This is a genomic window from Dyadobacter soli, assembly GCF_900101885.1.
In the GTDB taxonomy this organism is placed as follows: Bacteria; Bacteroidota; Bacteroidia; order Cytophagales; family Spirosomataceae; genus Dyadobacter; species Dyadobacter soli.
In genome coordinates this window covers 339,988-356,512 of record NZ_FNAN01000006.1, presented here as the reverse complement: position 1 = coordinate 356,512, position 16,525 = coordinate 339,988, and the positions used below count along the sequence as shown (strand labels likewise).

General features: G+C 49.0%; 20 protein-coding genes. 7 read left to right on the top strand and 13 right to left on the bottom strand.

Features of this window, described 5'->3' with window-relative positions:
- Positions 1-5: 5 nt before the first annotated feature.
- The 11 genes from murG to BLQ88_RS11850 all read right to left on the bottom strand — a co-directional run bounded on the left by murG (position 6) and on the right by BLQ88_RS11850 (position 9,663).
- Positions 6-1,100, bottom strand: coding sequence for an undecaprenyldiphospho-muramoylpentapeptide beta-N-acetylglucosaminyltransferase (gene murG / locus BLQ88_RS11900; RefSeq protein ID WP_090149652.1), 1,095 nt, complete (start codon positions 1,098-1,100; stop codon positions 6-8).
- A 1-nt stretch (position 1,101) separates the two neighbouring features.
- Positions 1,102-2,256 carry an FtsW/RodA/SpoVE family cell cycle protein gene (locus BLQ88_RS11895; RefSeq protein WP_090149649.1) on the bottom strand — a complete coding sequence of 385 codons (1,155 nt, stop codon included), beginning with the start codon at positions 2,254-2,256 and terminating at the stop codon, positions 1,102-1,104.
- Positions 2,257-2,331: 75 nt separating this feature from the next.
- Entirely contained in the window at positions 2,332-3,675 is a 1,344-nt protein-coding gene (gene murD, locus BLQ88_RS11890) for a UDP-N-acetylmuramoyl-L-alanine--D-glutamate ligase (protein ID WP_374754756.1), read from the bottom strand.
- 154 nt (positions 3,676-3,829) lie between these two features.
- On the bottom strand, positions 3,830-4,162 hold the full coding sequence (mscL, locus tag BLQ88_RS11885) for a large-conductance mechanosensitive channel protein MscL (protein ID WP_090149644.1): 333 nt from the start codon (positions 4,160-4,162) through the stop codon (positions 3,830-3,832).
- Positions 4,163-4,187: 25 nt separating this feature from the next.
- Positions 4,188-5,120 carry a DUF3078 domain-containing protein gene (locus tag BLQ88_RS11880; protein ID WP_090149642.1) on the bottom strand — a complete coding sequence of 311 codons (933 nt, stop codon included), beginning with the start codon at positions 5,118-5,120 and terminating at the stop codon, positions 4,188-4,190.
- Between the two features lie 99 nt (positions 5,121-5,219).
- The gene (locus BLQ88_RS11875; protein WP_090149639.1) at positions 5,220-5,819 is read right to left on the bottom strand and encodes an RNA polymerase sigma factor; all 600 of its coding nucleotides are present in this window, start codon (positions 5,817-5,819) and stop codon (positions 5,220-5,222) included.
- 135 nt (positions 5,820-5,954) lie between these two features.
- On the bottom strand, positions 5,955-6,791 hold the full coding sequence (gene tsf, locus BLQ88_RS11870; RefSeq protein WP_090149636.1) for a translation elongation factor Ts: 837 nt from the start codon (positions 6,789-6,791) through the stop codon (positions 5,955-5,957).
- A gap of 183 nt (positions 6,792-6,974) precedes the next feature.
- Positions 6,975-7,793, bottom strand: a complete 819-nt coding sequence (gene rpsB / locus BLQ88_RS11865) for a 30S ribosomal protein S2 (RefSeq protein WP_090149633.1) — start codon at positions 7,791-7,793, stop codon at positions 6,975-6,977.
- A 206-nt stretch (positions 7,794-7,999) separates the two neighbouring features.
- Positions 8,000-8,386 carry a 30S ribosomal protein S9 gene (rpsI, locus tag BLQ88_RS11860; protein ID WP_090149631.1) on the bottom strand — a complete coding sequence of 129 codons (387 nt, stop codon included), beginning with the start codon at positions 8,384-8,386 and terminating at the stop codon, positions 8,000-8,002.
- Between the two features lie 3 nt (positions 8,387-8,389).
- Positions 8,390-8,833, bottom strand: coding sequence for a 50S ribosomal protein L13 (gene rplM, locus BLQ88_RS11855; protein ID WP_026350982.1), 444 nt, complete (start codon positions 8,831-8,833; stop codon positions 8,390-8,392).
- A 125-nt stretch (positions 8,834-8,958) separates the two neighbouring features.
- The gene (locus tag BLQ88_RS11850; RefSeq protein ID WP_090149629.1) at positions 8,959-9,663 is read right to left on the bottom strand and encodes a hypothetical protein; all 705 of its coding nucleotides are present in this window, start codon (positions 9,661-9,663) and stop codon (positions 8,959-8,961) included.
- 68 nt (positions 9,664-9,731) lie between these two features.
- On the opposite strand from BLQ88_RS11850, the gene BLQ88_RS11845 reads away from it, so the two are divergent.
- From BLQ88_RS11845 to BLQ88_RS11820, 6 genes are all read left to right on the top strand, one after another.
- Positions 9,732-10,436 carry a 3-keto-disaccharide hydrolase gene (locus tag BLQ88_RS11845; RefSeq protein WP_090149627.1) on the top strand — a complete coding sequence of 235 codons (705 nt, stop codon included), beginning with the start codon at positions 9,732-9,734 and terminating at the stop codon, positions 10,434-10,436.
- A 66-nt stretch (positions 10,437-10,502) separates the two neighbouring features.
- Positions 10,503-10,745, top strand: coding sequence for a hypothetical protein (locus tag BLQ88_RS11840; RefSeq protein WP_090149625.1), 243 nt, complete (start codon positions 10,503-10,505; stop codon positions 10,743-10,745).
- Positions 10,742-11,113 carry a PIN domain-containing protein gene (locus tag BLQ88_RS11835; protein WP_310590146.1) on the top strand — a complete coding sequence of 124 codons (372 nt, stop codon included), beginning with the start codon at positions 10,742-10,744 and terminating at the stop codon, positions 11,111-11,113. Before BLQ88_RS11840 ends, BLQ88_RS11835 begins: the two co-directional genes overlap by 4 nt.
- Before the next feature lie 39 nt (positions 11,114-11,152).
- A complete protein-coding gene (locus BLQ88_RS11830) occupies positions 11,153-11,956 on the top strand; it encodes a Rossmann-like and DUF2520 domain-containing protein (RefSeq protein ID WP_090149623.1) in 804 nt (267 codons plus the stop codon).
- A gap of 64 nt (positions 11,957-12,020) precedes the next feature.
- Positions 12,021-12,542 (top strand): KdsC family phosphatase, encoded by a 522-nt coding sequence (locus BLQ88_RS11825; protein ID WP_090149620.1) that lies wholly within the window; start codon positions 12,021-12,023, stop codon positions 12,540-12,542.
- Positions 12,543-12,553: 11 nt separating this feature from the next.
- Positions 12,554-13,672 carry an acyltransferase family protein gene (locus tag BLQ88_RS11820; protein WP_229212674.1) on the top strand — a complete coding sequence of 373 codons (1,119 nt, stop codon included), beginning with the start codon at positions 12,554-12,556 and terminating at the stop codon, positions 13,670-13,672.
- Here the strand turns inward: BLQ88_RS11820 and BLQ88_RS11815 are convergent, their stop codons facing one another.
- The gene (locus BLQ88_RS11815; protein WP_229212673.1) at positions 13,673-14,470 is read right to left on the bottom strand and encodes a polysaccharide deacetylase family protein; all 798 of its coding nucleotides are present in this window, start codon (positions 14,468-14,470) and stop codon (positions 13,673-13,675) included.
- A 66-nt stretch (positions 14,471-14,536) separates the two neighbouring features.
- On the opposite strand from BLQ88_RS11815, the gene BLQ88_RS11810 reads away from it, so the two are divergent.
- Positions 14,537-15,757: a metallophosphoesterase family protein gene (locus BLQ88_RS11810; protein WP_090149613.1), complete on the top strand. Its 1,221-nt coding sequence runs from the start codon at positions 14,537-14,539 to the stop codon at positions 15,755-15,757.
- A 197-nt stretch (positions 15,758-15,954) separates the two neighbouring features.
- On the opposite strand, the gene BLQ88_RS11805 is transcribed toward BLQ88_RS11810, so the two are convergent.
- The gene (locus BLQ88_RS11805) at positions 15,955-16,341 is read right to left on the bottom strand and encodes a TraR/DksA family transcriptional regulator (RefSeq protein WP_026350981.1); all 387 of its coding nucleotides are present in this window, start codon (positions 16,339-16,341) and stop codon (positions 15,955-15,957) included.
- Between the last annotated feature and the right edge of the window lie 184 nt (positions 16,342-16,525).

Sequence of the window (16,525 nt, the reverse complement as noted above, 5' to 3'; positions counted from 1 at the left end):
GGTTACTAAATCAAATTAAAAACTTCCGCGGCAATGTCGTCGGCCGCGCCCGGGCGTGCGAGCTTGTTGATATTGGTCTGCAATTCGCGCTGGCGGATCACGTCGTCGAGCAAGGCCAATGCCTGGTCCACCAGTTTCTCCCGCGCTTCCGAATCTTTCACGAGAATGGCCGCATTGCCATCGACCAGGTTCATCGCGTTCTTGGTCTGATGGTCTTCCGACGCATGCGGAAACGGCACCAGAATGGCCGGCTTGGCTGCAAGGCACAGTTCCGAAACCGACAATGCACCCGCCCGCGAAACCACCACATCGGCGACGGCATAGGCGAGATCCATGGTGTAGATAAAGTCGAATGCCTTCACTTTATTGGTACCTAGCTTCTCAATCGCAGCTTTGGCTTTGTCAATATCGTTTTTGCCAGTTTGCCAAAGTACCTGGTAACCGGCTTCCACCAGCCTGGCCAGCCCGTCGGTAATGCTTTCATTAATGGACCGTGCGCCCAGGCTTCCGCCCATGACGAACAATGTCTTCGAGCCTTCGTTCAATTCGAAATGCTCCAAAGCGGCGGCACGTTTCAAATGCACGTAAGTAATGTCGCTGCGCACGGGGTTACCGAGCATGGTGATTTTCTCTTTCGGAAAAAATGCTTCCATACCGGGGTAAGCCACGCATATTCTGGCTGCTCTTTTGGCCAAAAACTTGTTAGTAATGCCTGCGTAGGAGTTTTGCTCCTGGATTAATGTAGGGATACCAGCCATGGACGCCATCATCAATAATGGGCCGCTGGCAAAGCCGCCTACTCCCACCGCTACATCAGGTTTGAAGTCCTTAATCACTTCTTTCGCCTTCATCAGGCTCCGGAACATTTTAAAAGGCAGCGTCAGGTTTTCGAGCGAGAGGCTTCTTTTAATGCCGGCGATGGGCAGTCCAACTATTTTATAACCGGCACGAGGAACCTTTTCCATCTCCATTTTACCCAATGCACCTACAAAAAGGATCTCCGTATCCGGCTCCCGATGCTGCAATGCATTGGCAATGGCAATGGCCGGGTAAATATGCCCGCCGGTACCTCCTCCGCTGATAATGATTCTTTTTGCCATGTTAAATGCGTTTTTCCTCCATGATCTCGCCCCGGCTTACGCTGAGGATCATACCCATCGCAATGCCCGTAAAGAGCAGCGACGTACCGCCCTGGCTAAAAAACGGCAGCGTTTGCCCCGTCACAGGCACCAGACCGACCGTTACCGCCATTGCCGAAAATGCCTGGCTCACGACAATGAATGTAAGCCCCGCCGAAAGCAGCCCTCCAAATGGCCGTTTCGTCGCCTCGATCGCTTTCAGGCCGCGGTATAAGAGGATCAGGTAAAGGATAATCAGTGCGGTGCCGCCCAATGTGCCGTACTCTTCCACCGCCACCGCGAAAATGAAGTCTTTCTGAGGCTCGGGCAGGAAGCGGCGCTGGCGGCTTTTGGAAACACCTTCCCCATACAACCCGCCCCGGGCCATGGCCATGTAGGATTGCTGGGATTGGTAAACGACCACATCTTTATCAAAAAAGGTCGAAATCCGGCTCTGCGCCGTCCCGGATCTTTGCGTAGAGTTCAACAAAATGGCTATCGTTGCAAAAAAGACGAGTCCCAGGGCGGTGAATGCGAGGTAATGCAGCGGTACTTTGCCCACGAACATCAGCAAAAAGCAAATGCCTGCGAGCATTACGGCCGTCGATACATTACTCACAAATATGAGCCCGCACACGACGCCCACGAGCGCGAGCGGCTCCATGAAAAGCTCCCGGGTATTCCAGCCGCCTTTGATATGCCTTGCCAAAATCAGCGACAAATGGGCTACCAATGCCACCTTGGCCCATTCAGAAGGCTGAAAGCGCTGCCCGAGCACCGGGATTTCGATCCAGCGCGCCGCGTCGTTCACCGACGTTCCGAAAAACATGGTGAATATCAGAAGCAATATCGAACTCCAAACCGCAAGCCGCGTTACGTACACGAATTTGATGTAAGGTACCCGGTGTACGAAATACATCACCGCGAGCGACAGCACACAAAGCAATGCATGCTTGTAGAGGTAATATTCGGTGTTACCGTCCATCTGGCTGTACGCGTCCTTCACGGAGGCGCTGTACACCACCACAATGCTCCACATGAGCATAATAATGCATATCCCCCATATCCAGGGATCGCCTTTGAGGTTTTTGCTAAACCATGCCTGCGTATCTTCCCTCGTTTTGTTCAGGAAATCCATATTGTCTGGCGGCTAAGATTTGTTGTCAGGTATAGTCAGGAGTTGCTAGGTATAGTCAAGTGTTGTCAGGAATAGTCATGTGAGAAGATTTCTGACGGCGGCTTTGAATTGATCGCCCCGGTCCTCGTAGTTTTTGAATAAATCAAAACTCGCGCAGGCGGGTGAAAGCAGAACGATATCCCCCGGCACGCCCCATTCCCGTCCCTTGTTGACGGCATCCTGGACGTCCTCGGTTGCATATATTTGCGGGACCTTGCCCGAAAAGTAGTTTTCAAGCTTTGCCGGATCTTTCCCCAGCACGATCAGCCCTTTTACTTTTTTCCCTACCAGCTCTTCAATTTGTGAATAATCATTTCCTTTATCCACACCACCGGCAATGAGGATCACCGGCTGATCGAAACTACCCAACGCGTAGTAAACCGAATCCACATTGGTTGCCTTGGAATCATTCACGTAAGTCACACCGCCGATCACTTCTACCTGTTCCAACCGGTGCGGCGCATTGGTGAACGAGGTCAGACCTTCACTGATTTGCTCCGCGCTAATGCCCAGCAGCTGCGCAACCGAAATCGCGGCCAGCGCATTGATCGCATTGTGTGGCCCCTTGATCGGCAGCTCGCTGAATGCCTGCGCAAATGCATTTCCGTTAATATTGGAAATCAGCTCACCGTCTTTAAGATAAGAACCTGAACCCAGCACATTATCCAGCGATACCTCTACCTTACCCACCGGCGGGTTCCGTTTTTCAAGCTCCTTCACAATCACTTCACTTTCTTTGTAGTAAATGAAATGATCCGCGGCCGTCTGGTTACGGATGATGTTGAACTTGGAATTCACATAATTCTGGAAATCATACCCATAACGATCCAAATGATCGGGAGTGATATTCAGCAAAAGAGAAATATAAGGGTGGAAATCAACGATGTTATCAAGCTGGAAGCTACTGATTTCCAATACATAATAATCAAAATGCTTTTCCGCAACGGCCCAGGCAAAACTGTCGCCGATGTTCCCGGCGAGGCCTACGTTCAGGCCTGCGGTTTTGAGCAAATGGTAAGTCAGTAATGTAGTGGTTGTCTTGCCGTTACTGCCCGTAATGGCGATCAGCTTCGCGTCCGTGTAGCGCGAGGCGAACTCGATTTCCGAGATCACGGGAATGCCTTTTTCCTTCAACGCAACTACCAGCGGCACTTTGTCGGGAATGCCGGGGCTTTTTACGACGAGGTCGCTTTCGAGAATGCGGTCCTCCGAATGCTGTCCCTGTTCAAATGGAATATTTTCACTGGTCAGAATGTCTGCGTACTTCTGATGCAATTGGCCCTTATCCGATAAGAAAACTTCAAAACCTTTGGATTTCGCAAGAATCGCGGCTCCGGCGCCGCTTTCTCCGCCACCCAGAATCGTCACCTTTTTTTGCACAAGAATGAATTTTGAACGTTGAACAAATCTGCCTTAACCACGAAGGTAAATCTTTTGCCGAAAACTTTTTTTAATGCTCTCCCAATAACACAGATAAAAAAAGAGGCACAGGAAATATGCCTCTCTAATACTATTTATGCGCGATTAACTAGTTCTACTCCTCCTTTTTCATCGACTCCGACAACCGCAGCCGGTTCGCCAGTTTCACGATCAGGAATATCACCCAGGCGATGATCAGGAACTGAATGAGCGTCTGAATGAAGTTGCCATACTTGATAGCCACTTCCGGCGTCTCGCCCACGGCTTCTTTCAGCACGATTTTAAGCTGCGTAAAGTCTACACCACCGATCACAAGTCCCAGGATCGGGTTGATAATGTCTTCCACCAATGAGGTAGTAATTTTTCCGAATGCGGCACCGATCACGACACCGACGGCGAGGTCGAGCACATTGCCCTTCGCGATAAACGTTTTGAATTCCTGAAGCATAACTAGATGAGGTTAGTTGAATGGATTAGAAAGCAAACAAAAAGCCTATGCTGAGGGCCTGAGCGAACTGGATCTTGTTGCTCTGGTCTTCGTCGTAAACCATGATCGCACCGAGGTTGACATTGACATATTTGTTGATTTTCGCTGTCAGCTGGGCGTCGAGGCGGTTATCTATATTCAAAGGATGTTTGAAGCTCGAAAACATCAGGTAACGGAATTTAAGGTTCACGTCCTTCGCGATGTCCTTATCGAAATTGGCCACGAGCTGGATCAATGCCGCTTCCGTACGTACTTTTTTGCCGATCGGCACGCCGTAGTTTTTCTGATCCGGCGTGTTCACGTACAAGTCCTCGTCGATCACGATCGTCTGCCGCAATGCTCCCGGCGCTAGGTCAATAAAGAAGTAGGGCACGGGGCGATATTCGATACCTATCGCCTCAGTCAGGTAAGCGGGCGCGAGAATGCCGGATACTTTCTTTTTGAAATTGAGCGAGTCCGGATTGTTGTTGTATTCGTAGCCGTTACCAAACTGCGAAAGAAAGTTCACATTGGCGAAAAGGCTCCATTTGGCCGTCAGTTCGCGGTTGTATTTGGTATCGAAGAAAATCCGGTCGACGTTTTTGCGGCTTTGCTGGCCTTTATTGCGGACGATACCATACTGACCCTGGAAGTCGTTCCGCCACGAGTTCTTGCCTACTTTCTTCTCACTCAATGCATTCAGGAAAAGGCCTAATGCGATGGAGTTCACACCACCTCCCGTCCAGTTGGAGCTGAAAGAGCCCTGGTTCAGGTTAGCCCCGAATTCAATCTTGTGCCAGGCAGTATCGTTGGCAGTTTTCAAGCGGCCCGAATTGATCGAATTCGTCAGGTCAACTTTGTTTTGGGAAACGGCGGGGAATGTCAGAAGTGCGAGTAAAATTAGAGCAATAAAGGATGTGAGTTGATGTTTTTGATTCATTGTTAATGTGTTTAGTGGGCCTTTCTCACCTGATTTTGGACCGTTTAATAACTAACAAATGAGGAGGTAGCGGTTAAAGTAAAGCAATTTCTGACGCATTCAAAAAAATTTACCGCCTTCTGAAAGTTTATGGTACCACTTGCGAAGCTTCCTGCGCGACCGCATCAACCGCATTTTGACTGCACTTTCGGTGATCCGGAAGAGGCCCGCAAGGTCGCGGACACTTCGTTCGTCGATATAGCGGAGGTATATCATCGCCTTATCTTCCAGGCCCAGCTGGTCGAGTGCTTCTTTCAGGATTACCAGGTTAACTTCCTCTTCGAAAAGCCCTTGGAGGCTAATCTCCTCCTTTCCGACAGCCTCGGGTTTTTCTTCCAATACGAGAATAACCTTGCGCTTGCTGACGCGCGCGAGGTCCCTGCAATGATTGTGGGTAATGGTGAAAAGCCAGGTGGAGAATTTGGCGCCCGTTTTGAACGAGCCCATTTTGTGGATCAGTTTGATAAAGACATCATGCATAATGTCTTCGGCGCGGGTGGCGTCCCGGGTGAATGTGACGCATCTTTTATAAACTTTTGCGGCATAGCGCTCGTAAAGCTGCCGAAAGTGACGATCGTCCCTTGATTCGAGGAAGAGTGTAACTAATTCTTCATCTGTCGAAATATGCTCCGAACAGGAATTGCTCCGTAAATCAACCATTCTGCCTGATGAAATGCCGCCGATAGCGTGTGCTGAAAATTAAATTGCATTTAACTTTCTGTAAATATGAAAAAACAACGCCTGGTATACAAATAGATACCAGGCGTTGTCAATATATTTTGTTGCTGAAAAGGCTTATCCGCCGATCGCTACACGTTTGAATGACGTTACTGTCAAACCTTTTGAAGTTTTCTCAAGCAGTTGACGGATAGTCAGTGAAGAATCTTTCACGAACTCCTGGTTCAACAGCGTGCTGTCTTTGTAGAACTTCTGCAATTTACCCTGAGCGATTTTCTCAAGCATTGCCTCAGGCTTGCCTTCCGCACGAGCCTGCTCTTTACCTACTTCGATCTCACGCTCGATGGTAGCAGCGTCGATACCGTCTTTGTCCAAAGCAACTGGCTTCATAGCAGCAATCTGCATAGCTACGTCTTTGCCAAGCTCAGCAACATCCGTTCCGTTTACGCCGGCGAATGCTACCAACACACCCAATTTACCGTTGGAGTGGATATAAGGCACAACTTTGTCCGCTGAAACGTTCTCGTAAGCGCTGATTTCCAGTTTCTCTCCCAGTTTACCTGTAAGCTCAACCATGTGCTCAGCTACCGGACGGCCGTCAGCCAAAGTTGCAGCCAGAAGCGCGTCTTTGTCAGCGATGTTATCCGCTACTGCTTTGTCAAGGATAGATTGCGCAAGGTTTTTGAAATCTTCCACGTTTGATACCGGCTCAGTTTCGCAAGCCAGGGCAACAAGTTTACCATTGGTACCGTCTTCGCTGATGTTGATCAGCACAGTTCCTTCTGATACAGCGTTGTCAGCACGTTTTGCAGCAACTTTCTGTCCTTGTTTACGGAGAATATCAACGGCTTTGTCGAAATCGCCATCTGCTTCCTGCAGGGCTTTTTTACAATCCATCATGCCCGCGCCGGTCATCTGGCGGAGTTTGTTTACATCTTGTGCGGTAATTGCCATGATCGTGATAAATATTATGTATTAATGTTTTGTAGTGAAAGGGCCGTTAACCGGGGATCACTAAATGGTTAAGGAATCCCTTCGCGAGAAGTTTAAAAAAACGTAGCCCATAGCAAGAGGCTATGGGCTACCGTATATGTCAAGTATGGCGGGTCATTTGAAAATTACGCCATATTGCCCTTTTTACTCTTCGTCGGATTCAGCAACTTCTGCTTCTGCCGCAACTTCGGCGCGAGGGGCTGCCTCTTCACCTTTGTCAGCTGCGCGTTTAGCTTCTTCTTCCTCTACCAGGCGCTGATCGTCTTTATCTTGTTTGCGTTCCATCAAACCTTCTTCGATAGCCTTACCGATCGCCAAAGTGATCAACGAGATTGCTTTGTAAGCATCGTCGTTGGATGGGATTGGGAAGTCAACCAGTTCAGGGTTTGAGTTGGTATCGCAGATCGCAAAGATGGGGATGTTCAATCTTTTCGCTTCTGCAACCGCAATGTGCTCGCGTTTTACATCAACGATGAAAAGTGCCGCTGGAAGGCGAGTAAGGTCCGCTACACCACCTAGTACTCTTTCCAGTTTGTCCTTTTCACGTGTAAGCATCAGGCGTTCTCTCTTCGCAATATTGCTAACCGTGGCTTCGTCTTTCAGCATCTTCTCGAGAGTCTGCATTTTTTTCAAAGACTTGCGAATCGTGCCAAAGTTTGTAAGCATACCACCCAACCAACGATCGGTTACGTAAGGCATTTTAAGGCGTTTCGCCTCTTCCGTTACGATTTCCTGCGCTTGTTTTTTAGTAGCAACAAACATGATCTTACGTCCTGAACGAACGATCTGTTTCAACGCAGCTTCCGCTTCGTTAAGGCAGCTCAAAGTTTTGTTCAGGTCAATGATGTGGATCCCGTTCTTCTCCATGAAGATATATGGAGCCATCCGTGGATCCCACTTGCGGGTAAGGTGACCAAAGTGGACACCTGCATCCAATAGTTCTTTATATTCTATTTGTGCCATTGCCGAATTTGATTATAAATATTTTTAGACTTGTTACGCAGCACGAAGCATCGGGCACGATAAGCGACGTCTGGACAATTTTTAGTCATTTGTTACGGTTCGCCGCGCGGTCAGGTATTGTCATTTGTAGTCAGGTATTGTTTTAGCAAAACAGGAAAACAACACATGACCATTCTTGACTATAAATGACCACTCTTGACCAATTATTAACGTTTCGAGAACTGGAACCTTCTGCGAGCCTTAGCGCGTCCGTATTTCTTACGCTCAACCATACGTGGGTCACGGGTAAGGAATCCTTCTTTTTTCAATGTGCCGCGGAATTCGCCGTTGTATTGAACCAGTGCACGTGAAACCGCCATACGGATAGCTTCCGCCTGGCCTGAGATTCCACCACCTCTTACGTTTACTTTGATATCGTAACCATTGCCACCTGAAATTGTTGCGAACGGCTGTTGCAACACGATCTGGTGTACTTCAAATGGGAAATATTCTTTGTAATCACGACCGTTTACTTTGATGTCGCCTTTACCTGGTGTAAGGTAAATACGCGCAACGGCTGTTTTTCTTCTACCTATTGTGTTGATCACTTCCATGAATTACAATTGGATTTGCTTTGGTTGCTGTGCGCTGTGCGGGTGTTCTGCGGCAGCGTAAACAAACAGGTTTGTAAATAAACGACGTCCCAAACGGTTCTTTGGAAGCATGCCTTTCACGGCTTTCTCGATCACACGCTCAGGGTGTTTTTCGAGCAACTCGCGAGGAGTTTGAAAACGTTGACCTCCTGGGTAGCCTGTGTGGCGAACATAAACTTTGTCCGTCATCTTCTTACCTGTCAACTTGATCTTATCGGCGTTGATAACAATTACGTTATCACCACAATCCACATGAGGAGTGTAGCTTGCTTTGTGTTTGCCTCTGATAATTTTAGCAACTTCGCTGGCCAGACGACCAAGAACTGCATTTTCAGCATCCACAACAATCCACTCCTTGTTTACTGTGTTTTTGTTCGCCGAGATGGTTTTGTAGCTTAACGTATCCACGATTAACAAAAAATTAAATTGATTTTCAATAATTTACACTGTAACAAGACAGTCCATCGCAAAATGGGAGTGCAAATATAGAGTTTAACAAATTGAATAACAAGTATGTTTGTGAAATTCATTTGTCAATCCTCTAATGCAAAGGCCAATGCGACGTACGGGAGGCCGTAAGTTTTGGATACATGTCGCTGGCTGTTATCGAGGTAAACATTGAAGCCATCTATCTTTTTGGTCGTGTAAGTGAGTCGCCCGTACGTGTAACCAAGTTTCACACCAACCTTCCGGCCCGCCCGGAAACGTACAAATGCCTCCGACTGACCTGTATTCCTCCGAAGCGCGAGCGGCAATGCATTGAACATCGTGGGTTTCCCGGCCAGCCATTGATCATAATGCGGCTTGCCGGTACCATCCGGATCGGGTATTGGTTTTTCATAGTACCCATGCCGCTTGGAGCCGTAGGTAAAACCCAGCAGATCGGTATTGACGCCGAAATCCAGTTTCCAGAAACTCACACTGACACCCGCCAGAAAGCTGATGCCGTTGACCGACACGTCGCGGTATTCCAGGTAATCCTTGACCCCCGCAATGCGTTCCGTACTCAGGTTGTCTCTGCCGCCATAGTAACCCCATGCCCTGAAACCAAGCCCCAGCCGAAGCCATGGGAGCCTCTGAGGTCCGAGTTCCTCGTGATACATGATAGACGGAGCCCAGGAATTACTCCCGATGCCGGTACCGACATCCACACCTGCTGCAATCGGCGAAGTATACTGAGCGTGTGTAGAAGTGGTATTCAGTAATAAAATTAAAATCAGTCCTTTTAAAATTTTCATTGCTGAACCCATTTAGTTAGATGATGATTTTTACAATAATAACTCATACACGCAACATATTACGCCTCATGCGCATACAAGTGGTTACGTTGTTGCTACTTGCGTTAACTAACGGCACATTATTTGCCCAAAGCGGCGACAATATGACGTTCGTGCCGCTCTTCAATGGCAAAAACCTGAATGGTTGGGTGGATGTTAATACTTCCAAGGAAACCTGGAAAGTCAAAAACGGCACACTCATCTGTTCCGGCAAGCCTATCGGCGTCATGCGCTCCGACCGGCAGTATGAAAACTTCATCCTCGAAGTGGAATGGAAGCATATGGAAGCCGGCGGCAACTCGGGTATATTTATATGGAGTGAAGGCACGCCCCAGGAAACCGACCCACTCACCAAGGCCATTGAAGTACAAATGCTGGAACTCGATTACGCGCGCCAGCACAATGCTACCGATGATTACGTCCACGGCGAGCTCTTCCCGACCATGGGTATGACGGCCATTCCCGACAACCCGCGCGGCATCCGCAGCAAGTCCCTCGAAAAGCGCTGCAAAGGCAAAGGTGAGTGGAACAAATATGTGGTAGTGGCCGTCGACGGCACCGTGAAACTCTCCGTCAACGGCAAATTCGTGAACGGCCTGCGCGCCTCCCAACGCAAAAAAGGCTACATCTGCCTCGAAGCCGAAGGCGCTGAAATCCATTTCCGCAACATGCGCATTATGGAGCTGCCGGGCGGGATCACGACGCCGGAGCAAGTGGCGCCGCTGGTGGAGTGAAAGTACTTAAATGGATTATATGAGGGCAAAAGATTATATTAGCATAAGCAACCTACTCAGAAGGCCATGCAACAAACATTTCAAGTGAATGCGTCCGATCTTGACAACCGTTTCATCAAATCGGTTCAGGATATTTTTGGCGACAGAAAATTGAAGATCGTGGTCGAAGATGTTGTGGAAAGCAATGAATCCAAACAAGCTCTTCTAGACAGCCTATTCGGCAGTTGGGAAAGTGAGGAAACCGGGGAAGAACTTGTAAAAATGATCTATTCAAATCGCAATGATTCACCCAGGGACATTGAACTATGAGTCAATATTTACTAGATACCAATATTTGCATACACTATTTAAAAGGGGATTTTGATTTGAAGAAAAAGGTTCGTCAAATTGGCAGCATCAACTGCTATATCTCCGAGATCACCATTGCAGAACTTTTATTTGGTGTTGAAAATAGCTCTCCGGCCAGATACCAGGACAACCTGAAAAGGATCCGTAGCTTCGAACTGGCCTTTTCGGCCCAAACTTTGCCGACGATTACGGGTTTTTCGATTTATGCCAAAGAGAAAGCAAGATTGAGAAGAAGCGGTCGGATCGTTGGTGACTTTGACCTGTTAATTGGCGCCACCGCGTTACGATACAACCTTACATTAGTGACCCGAAAACACGAAAGATTTTGAAAACCTGGCTGGTATTCAGCTTGAAAATTGGATAGATAATTGAAAATCTCCTTCATTGGCGCTGGTAACGTGGCCTGGCATCTGGCGCAGGCTTTTGAGGATGCCGGGCATTGGATTTGCGAGGTGTATAGCCGCGACACGCAAAAAGCGCGTCAGCTGGCTTCTTCCTTGTACGATACCAACATCCAGCCCGACCTCAATTTTTCCGAAAGCGAAGCCGAACTGATCGTCGTCGCCGTCACGGACGATGCCATCGAAAGCATTATCCAACGCATTGTCCTGCCCGAAGGCGTGATCCTCGTGCATACGTCGGGTACGCGCTCGCTCGCTGAATTTCAGAAACTTGTGGAGATTTACAGCGACGTATATGTGCACACGGGCGTGTTCTACCCGTTGCAGACATTCACGAAGGGCGCTGAGATGGATTACAGCGAGTTGCCGTTCTGCATCGAATCGCGCAATGAGCTTATCGAGGGGAAATTAATGCAGCTTGCTTCGAGCATCAGCGGCAATGTAACGCGCATGGATTCCGACGAGCGCTTCATTCTGCACGTAGCAGCCGTGTTTGCGAGCAATTTCACCAATTACATGCTCACGATCTCCCACGACCTGCTGGAACGTGAACAAATCAATTTTGAGCTGCTGAAACCGCTCATTCAGACGACTATTTACAAAGCCCTGGCTTCTGATGATCCTTCGATCGGCCAGACCGGCCCGGCCCGGCGCGGCGACTGGAAAACGACCGCCCGGCACCTCGAATATTTGCAGGAAACCAACGAAGATTACACGGAAATCTACCGCCTGCTCACCGATAAGATCCGCAACCTCTACATTTCAAAATAATAAGTAGCCGCATCGTCCCGAAAAAAGTTAGACTATATTTGCAGGATTCACAATTCGGCTATTCATGGATTCGACTTTAACGGAACGTTTCAAGCGCATTACCACCTTCATTTTTGATATCGACGGCGTCATGACCGACGGCAGCGTCATCGCCCTCGAAACCGGCGAGCAGCCCCGCATTTTCAACGTGCGCGACGGTTACGGCATCAACCGGGCGATCAGAATGGGCTACCGCGTGGCCATTATCTCCGCGCAAAGCCAGGTAGGCGTAAGAAAAAGGCTCGAATACCTCGGCGTTTCCGATATTTTCATCGGCACCTCGCCGGACGGAAAGCTGCCTGTGTTCAAAAAATACCTCGCAGAAACCGGCCTTATCGAAGACGAAATCGTGTTCATGGGCGACGACCTGCCCGACTACGAAGTCATGCGCACGAGTGTAATGGGCGCATGCCCGGCCGACTCCGCCGACGAAATCCTCGCTATTGCCGATTACATTTCTCCCAAAAACGGCGGCCGTGGCGCCGTTCGCGACCTGATCGAACAGGTGATGAAAGTGCAGGGAAAATGGATGGCCTGGTTTGAATAATAAGCTTGGTAGTGGATAAGAAAAAGCGCTATTTCCCGAATCTGAACGGTATCCGTGCCATTGCGGCATCGCTGGTGGTATTTCACCATTTGGAGCAGGCCAAGCATGCACTAGGCATTGCCAATGTGTACGATATGCCTATTATCCAGCATGCGGGCCGGCTTGGCGTGGGGTTATTCTTCGTCCTCAGCGGTTTTCTGATCACCTATTTGCTGCTGGAAGAGCGCGGACGGTTTGGTAATGTGGATGCCAAAAAGTTCTATCTCCGCCGCGTATTCCGCATCTGGCCCATTTACTTCCTGATCATCGGACTATCGTTTTTCGTCTTTCCACACATCCCTATTTTTGATTATCCGGGCATTGAGGAAAAATTGACGGTAGACTTGCCTGAACGGCTCGCATTGCTGCTACTCGTCCTGCCCAACTTCGCATTTGTCCTTTACGACCTGCCCTACTGGTGCGCGCAAACCTGGTCGATCGGCGTGGAAGAACAGTTCTACTATTTGTGGCCCTGGCTGATCAAGTATCCTAAAAAGCGCATTCCGATATTAATCTTCTTCCTTGCATTAACGGCTGGCCTGCTTTACCTGGGGCTGGAAATGGCTGATCCATCAGAAGAAACCCGCAAATCGATGATCACGACGTTTCTCGGCCAGTTCCGCATTCAGACGATGGCGCTGGGCGGCTTGTGCGCGTGGCTGGTTTACAATGACAAAACGAAGTTCCTGGACTTCATCTTCCGGAAAGACGTCCAGATCGTCGCCTACACAATGCTGCTTGCATTGTTCTTCTCCGGCGTGCATTTCTTCGGGTTCCTGGAAGTATACGCGCTTTTCTTCGCATTCTTCGTGCTGAATGTCTCCTGCAATCCGAACACGATTGTGCATTTGGGACATCCGGTGATGGATCATTTAGGGAAGATTTCCTATGGCCTGTACATCTACCACGTGGCGGTCATTGTGGTGATTATCAATCTTTTCGAAATGTACGCACCGGGTTGGCGGGACGTGAGCTATCAGGTAGTACTCTATATCGTGAGCTTTATCGCCTCCGTAGCAGTGGCTACTTTCTCTTTTAATTATATCGAAAAACCCCTCCTCGCGTACAAGGACCGGAAATTCGGCCGCTAGCTATTTCACTTTCGGCAACTCGGACATCGTGTAAAATTTCAGTTTCCGCGAATGTGCCTCGCGCAAAACCGCCGCCAGAAAGCTCACATTAAAACCATATTTACCATTCGAAGGCGCGCTGTATAAAGGCTCATGCCCGAAAACCATTAGTGCGGTGCCATTTTCCTTCACTTCCTGAATCGCTTCTGCGATTTCCTCTTCGGTTACCTCGTCGTAATCGATCATCAATGCATCCACTTTTTGCTGTCTGTCGAATGCATAGTAAATCGCATTCATCCACCGCGGCGGCCAGGCGTAGAGTTGGAAGCCTTTGAATTTCCTTCTTGAAATAGCCACATCCCGTAAAATCGTAAAGTTTTTCGCCAAAAGCACAGAATCGACGCGGTCGTCATGGTTACCCCCTGGGTGTGCGTACGAAGTGGGCCTAAACCCTGCCGCATGCATGTGCCGCAGGCCGGGTTCGAGCTCGGCCTTGATGTAGCCTTCCGGACCGCCAGCCGCCATCAGCTCGGTAGATTTCGCGTGAACCGTTCCATGAAAACCGATTTCATGGCCCTCTTTTTCAAGTTGTTTCAGCATCGATACTTCTTCCGCATTCAGACTGTCGGGACACGTAATGAAGAAGGTTGCTTTGGCATTGTATTTCTGGAATACTGGCCGGAGTTCGTACCATTCTTTGATAAAATGGTCATCGAATGAAATGGCAATGCCGCCCGCACCGGGCTTGCCGGACGGGCTTCCACAACTTGCTAATGCGCCACTAACCACAGCCATTAGCAGCCAAAGAAATCTGTTCAATGCCGTGGAAAACGTTTCAATGTATTTCAAAACTGATCTGTTATTTTCGCTAAATTAATGACACGGATGAAAATACTGCACACCGCCGACTGGCATATCGGTAAAAAGCTCGACAACTTTTCCCGCCTCGAAGAACAACGCCTGGTATTGGAAGAAATCTGCGAAATTGCCGAGCGCGAAACCGTAGACGCGATCGTCGTTGCCGGTGATCTGTTCGATAACTTCAACCCCTCTTCCGAGGCTACGGAGCTTTTGTACAGCACATTACACCGTTTATCGGCCAACGGCACCCGCGCCGTCATCGCCATCGCCGGCAACCACGATTCCCCCGAACGCATCCAGGTACCGGACGCGCTCGCGAAGGTTTGCGGCATTCTGTTCGTCGGCTTTCCCAATACCGAAGTAAAGCCGTTCTGCACACAGGGACAAGTAGAAATTGTCAAAACAGCACCCGGATTTATCGAAATAAAACTTCCTAATGCCCCCTTCCCCCTACGCGTACTGCATACACCCTACGCGAACGAGCAGCGTTTGAAGACGTTCCTCGGCGTGGAAGAATCCGAAGAAGCATTGCGCATTCACTTGCAGCAGCATTGGCAGCAGTTGGCCGACGAGCATCTGGACAACAACGGCTTCAACCTGCTCGCCACGCATTTGTTCGTCATGCAAAAAGGCGGCGAAATGCCCGAAGAGCCCGACGATGAGCGCCCGATCCTCCATATCGGCGGCGCCCAGGCCATTTACACCGAAAACTTCCCCGCTCAGGTGCATTACATCGCATTAGGGCATTTACACCGTTTTCACCAGGTCGATAAGGTGCCTGCGCCGGCGGTATATTCCAGCAGCCCGCTTGCTTACAGCTTTTCGGAAGCGAACCAGACTAAATATGTGATCCTGATCGAAGCGGAAGCCGGAAAACTGATTGGTTATAAGCCTATTGAGCTTTTAAAAGGCAAAAAGCTGCGTCGGAAAAGCTTCCATAGCATTGATGAAGCCATTGAATGGCTGGGTGAGCATCAGGAAGATTTGATTGAACTGACTATCGTTTCCGATAATTATCTTGAAGCATCTGATAAAAAAAGGCTGATAGAAGCGCATGCCGGCATTATTCAGATTATCCCGCAGATTAAGAAAAGCGAGGTGGCGGATACTTCATCCGAAGTGGATTTGTCGCTGAGTATGGAGAAGTTGTTTCAGGAGTATTTCAAAACTAAAAATAAGGGCCAGGCGCCGTCGGAAGGGCTGATGGAGGTTTTTCGCGAAGTGCTAGGCAGCGAAGCGGAGTAGCATGGCGCGAAGGTCTTCCTTCGTGCACACTATTCGCAGGCCTCCGGCCGGTCAGTACCGCGAAGACGATGATGCATTATCGACCGGCCAGAGGCCTGCAAATAGTGTGTGCAAAGCAGGAGCTTTGCACCATCCAACACAAAAAAGCGGGCTACTCCCTTTGGAATAACCCGCTTTCTCTGATCAATCTAATAGTCTTAGCTAGCTCTTCTCAGCTTTGCTTCAATCGTCTGCTGCGTATGCGGTACAATGCGCAAACGCTCTTTCGGAATCAGTTTGCCTGTATCGATGCAAACGCCGTAGGTTCCGTTTTTAATGCGGATCAGCGCGTTTTCGAGCTGTACTGAATATTTTTGAAGGCGTGCGGCCAACTGGCTCAAATTTTCGCGTTCACTCGCGTCCGCGCCATCCTCCACAAGCTTCGCTGCTCCGGCTGTTACGTCCGTGCCGCTATCGTTTTTTTTGCTTAACCCTGTTTTAATGTATTCGAGCTCACTTCTTGTCGCTTCCAGTTTCCCACGGATCAGCTCTTCAAACTCCTTTAATTCTTCCTCTGAATATCTTGTTCGTTCTTCTTGCATAATCTGAATTGATTTGTTAGTCTACATCAAGGAGCGTTCAAAGCACAAAAGTACTAGTATTCTGCCTATTTCGGAATAGTATTTAATTAATAACCACTTTCAAATGAGAAACTTACTAACACTGACATCAGGGGCTATAACCAACAAAGCCAAAACCTGGATCGGTAATGGCTTTGCTGTGAATCTC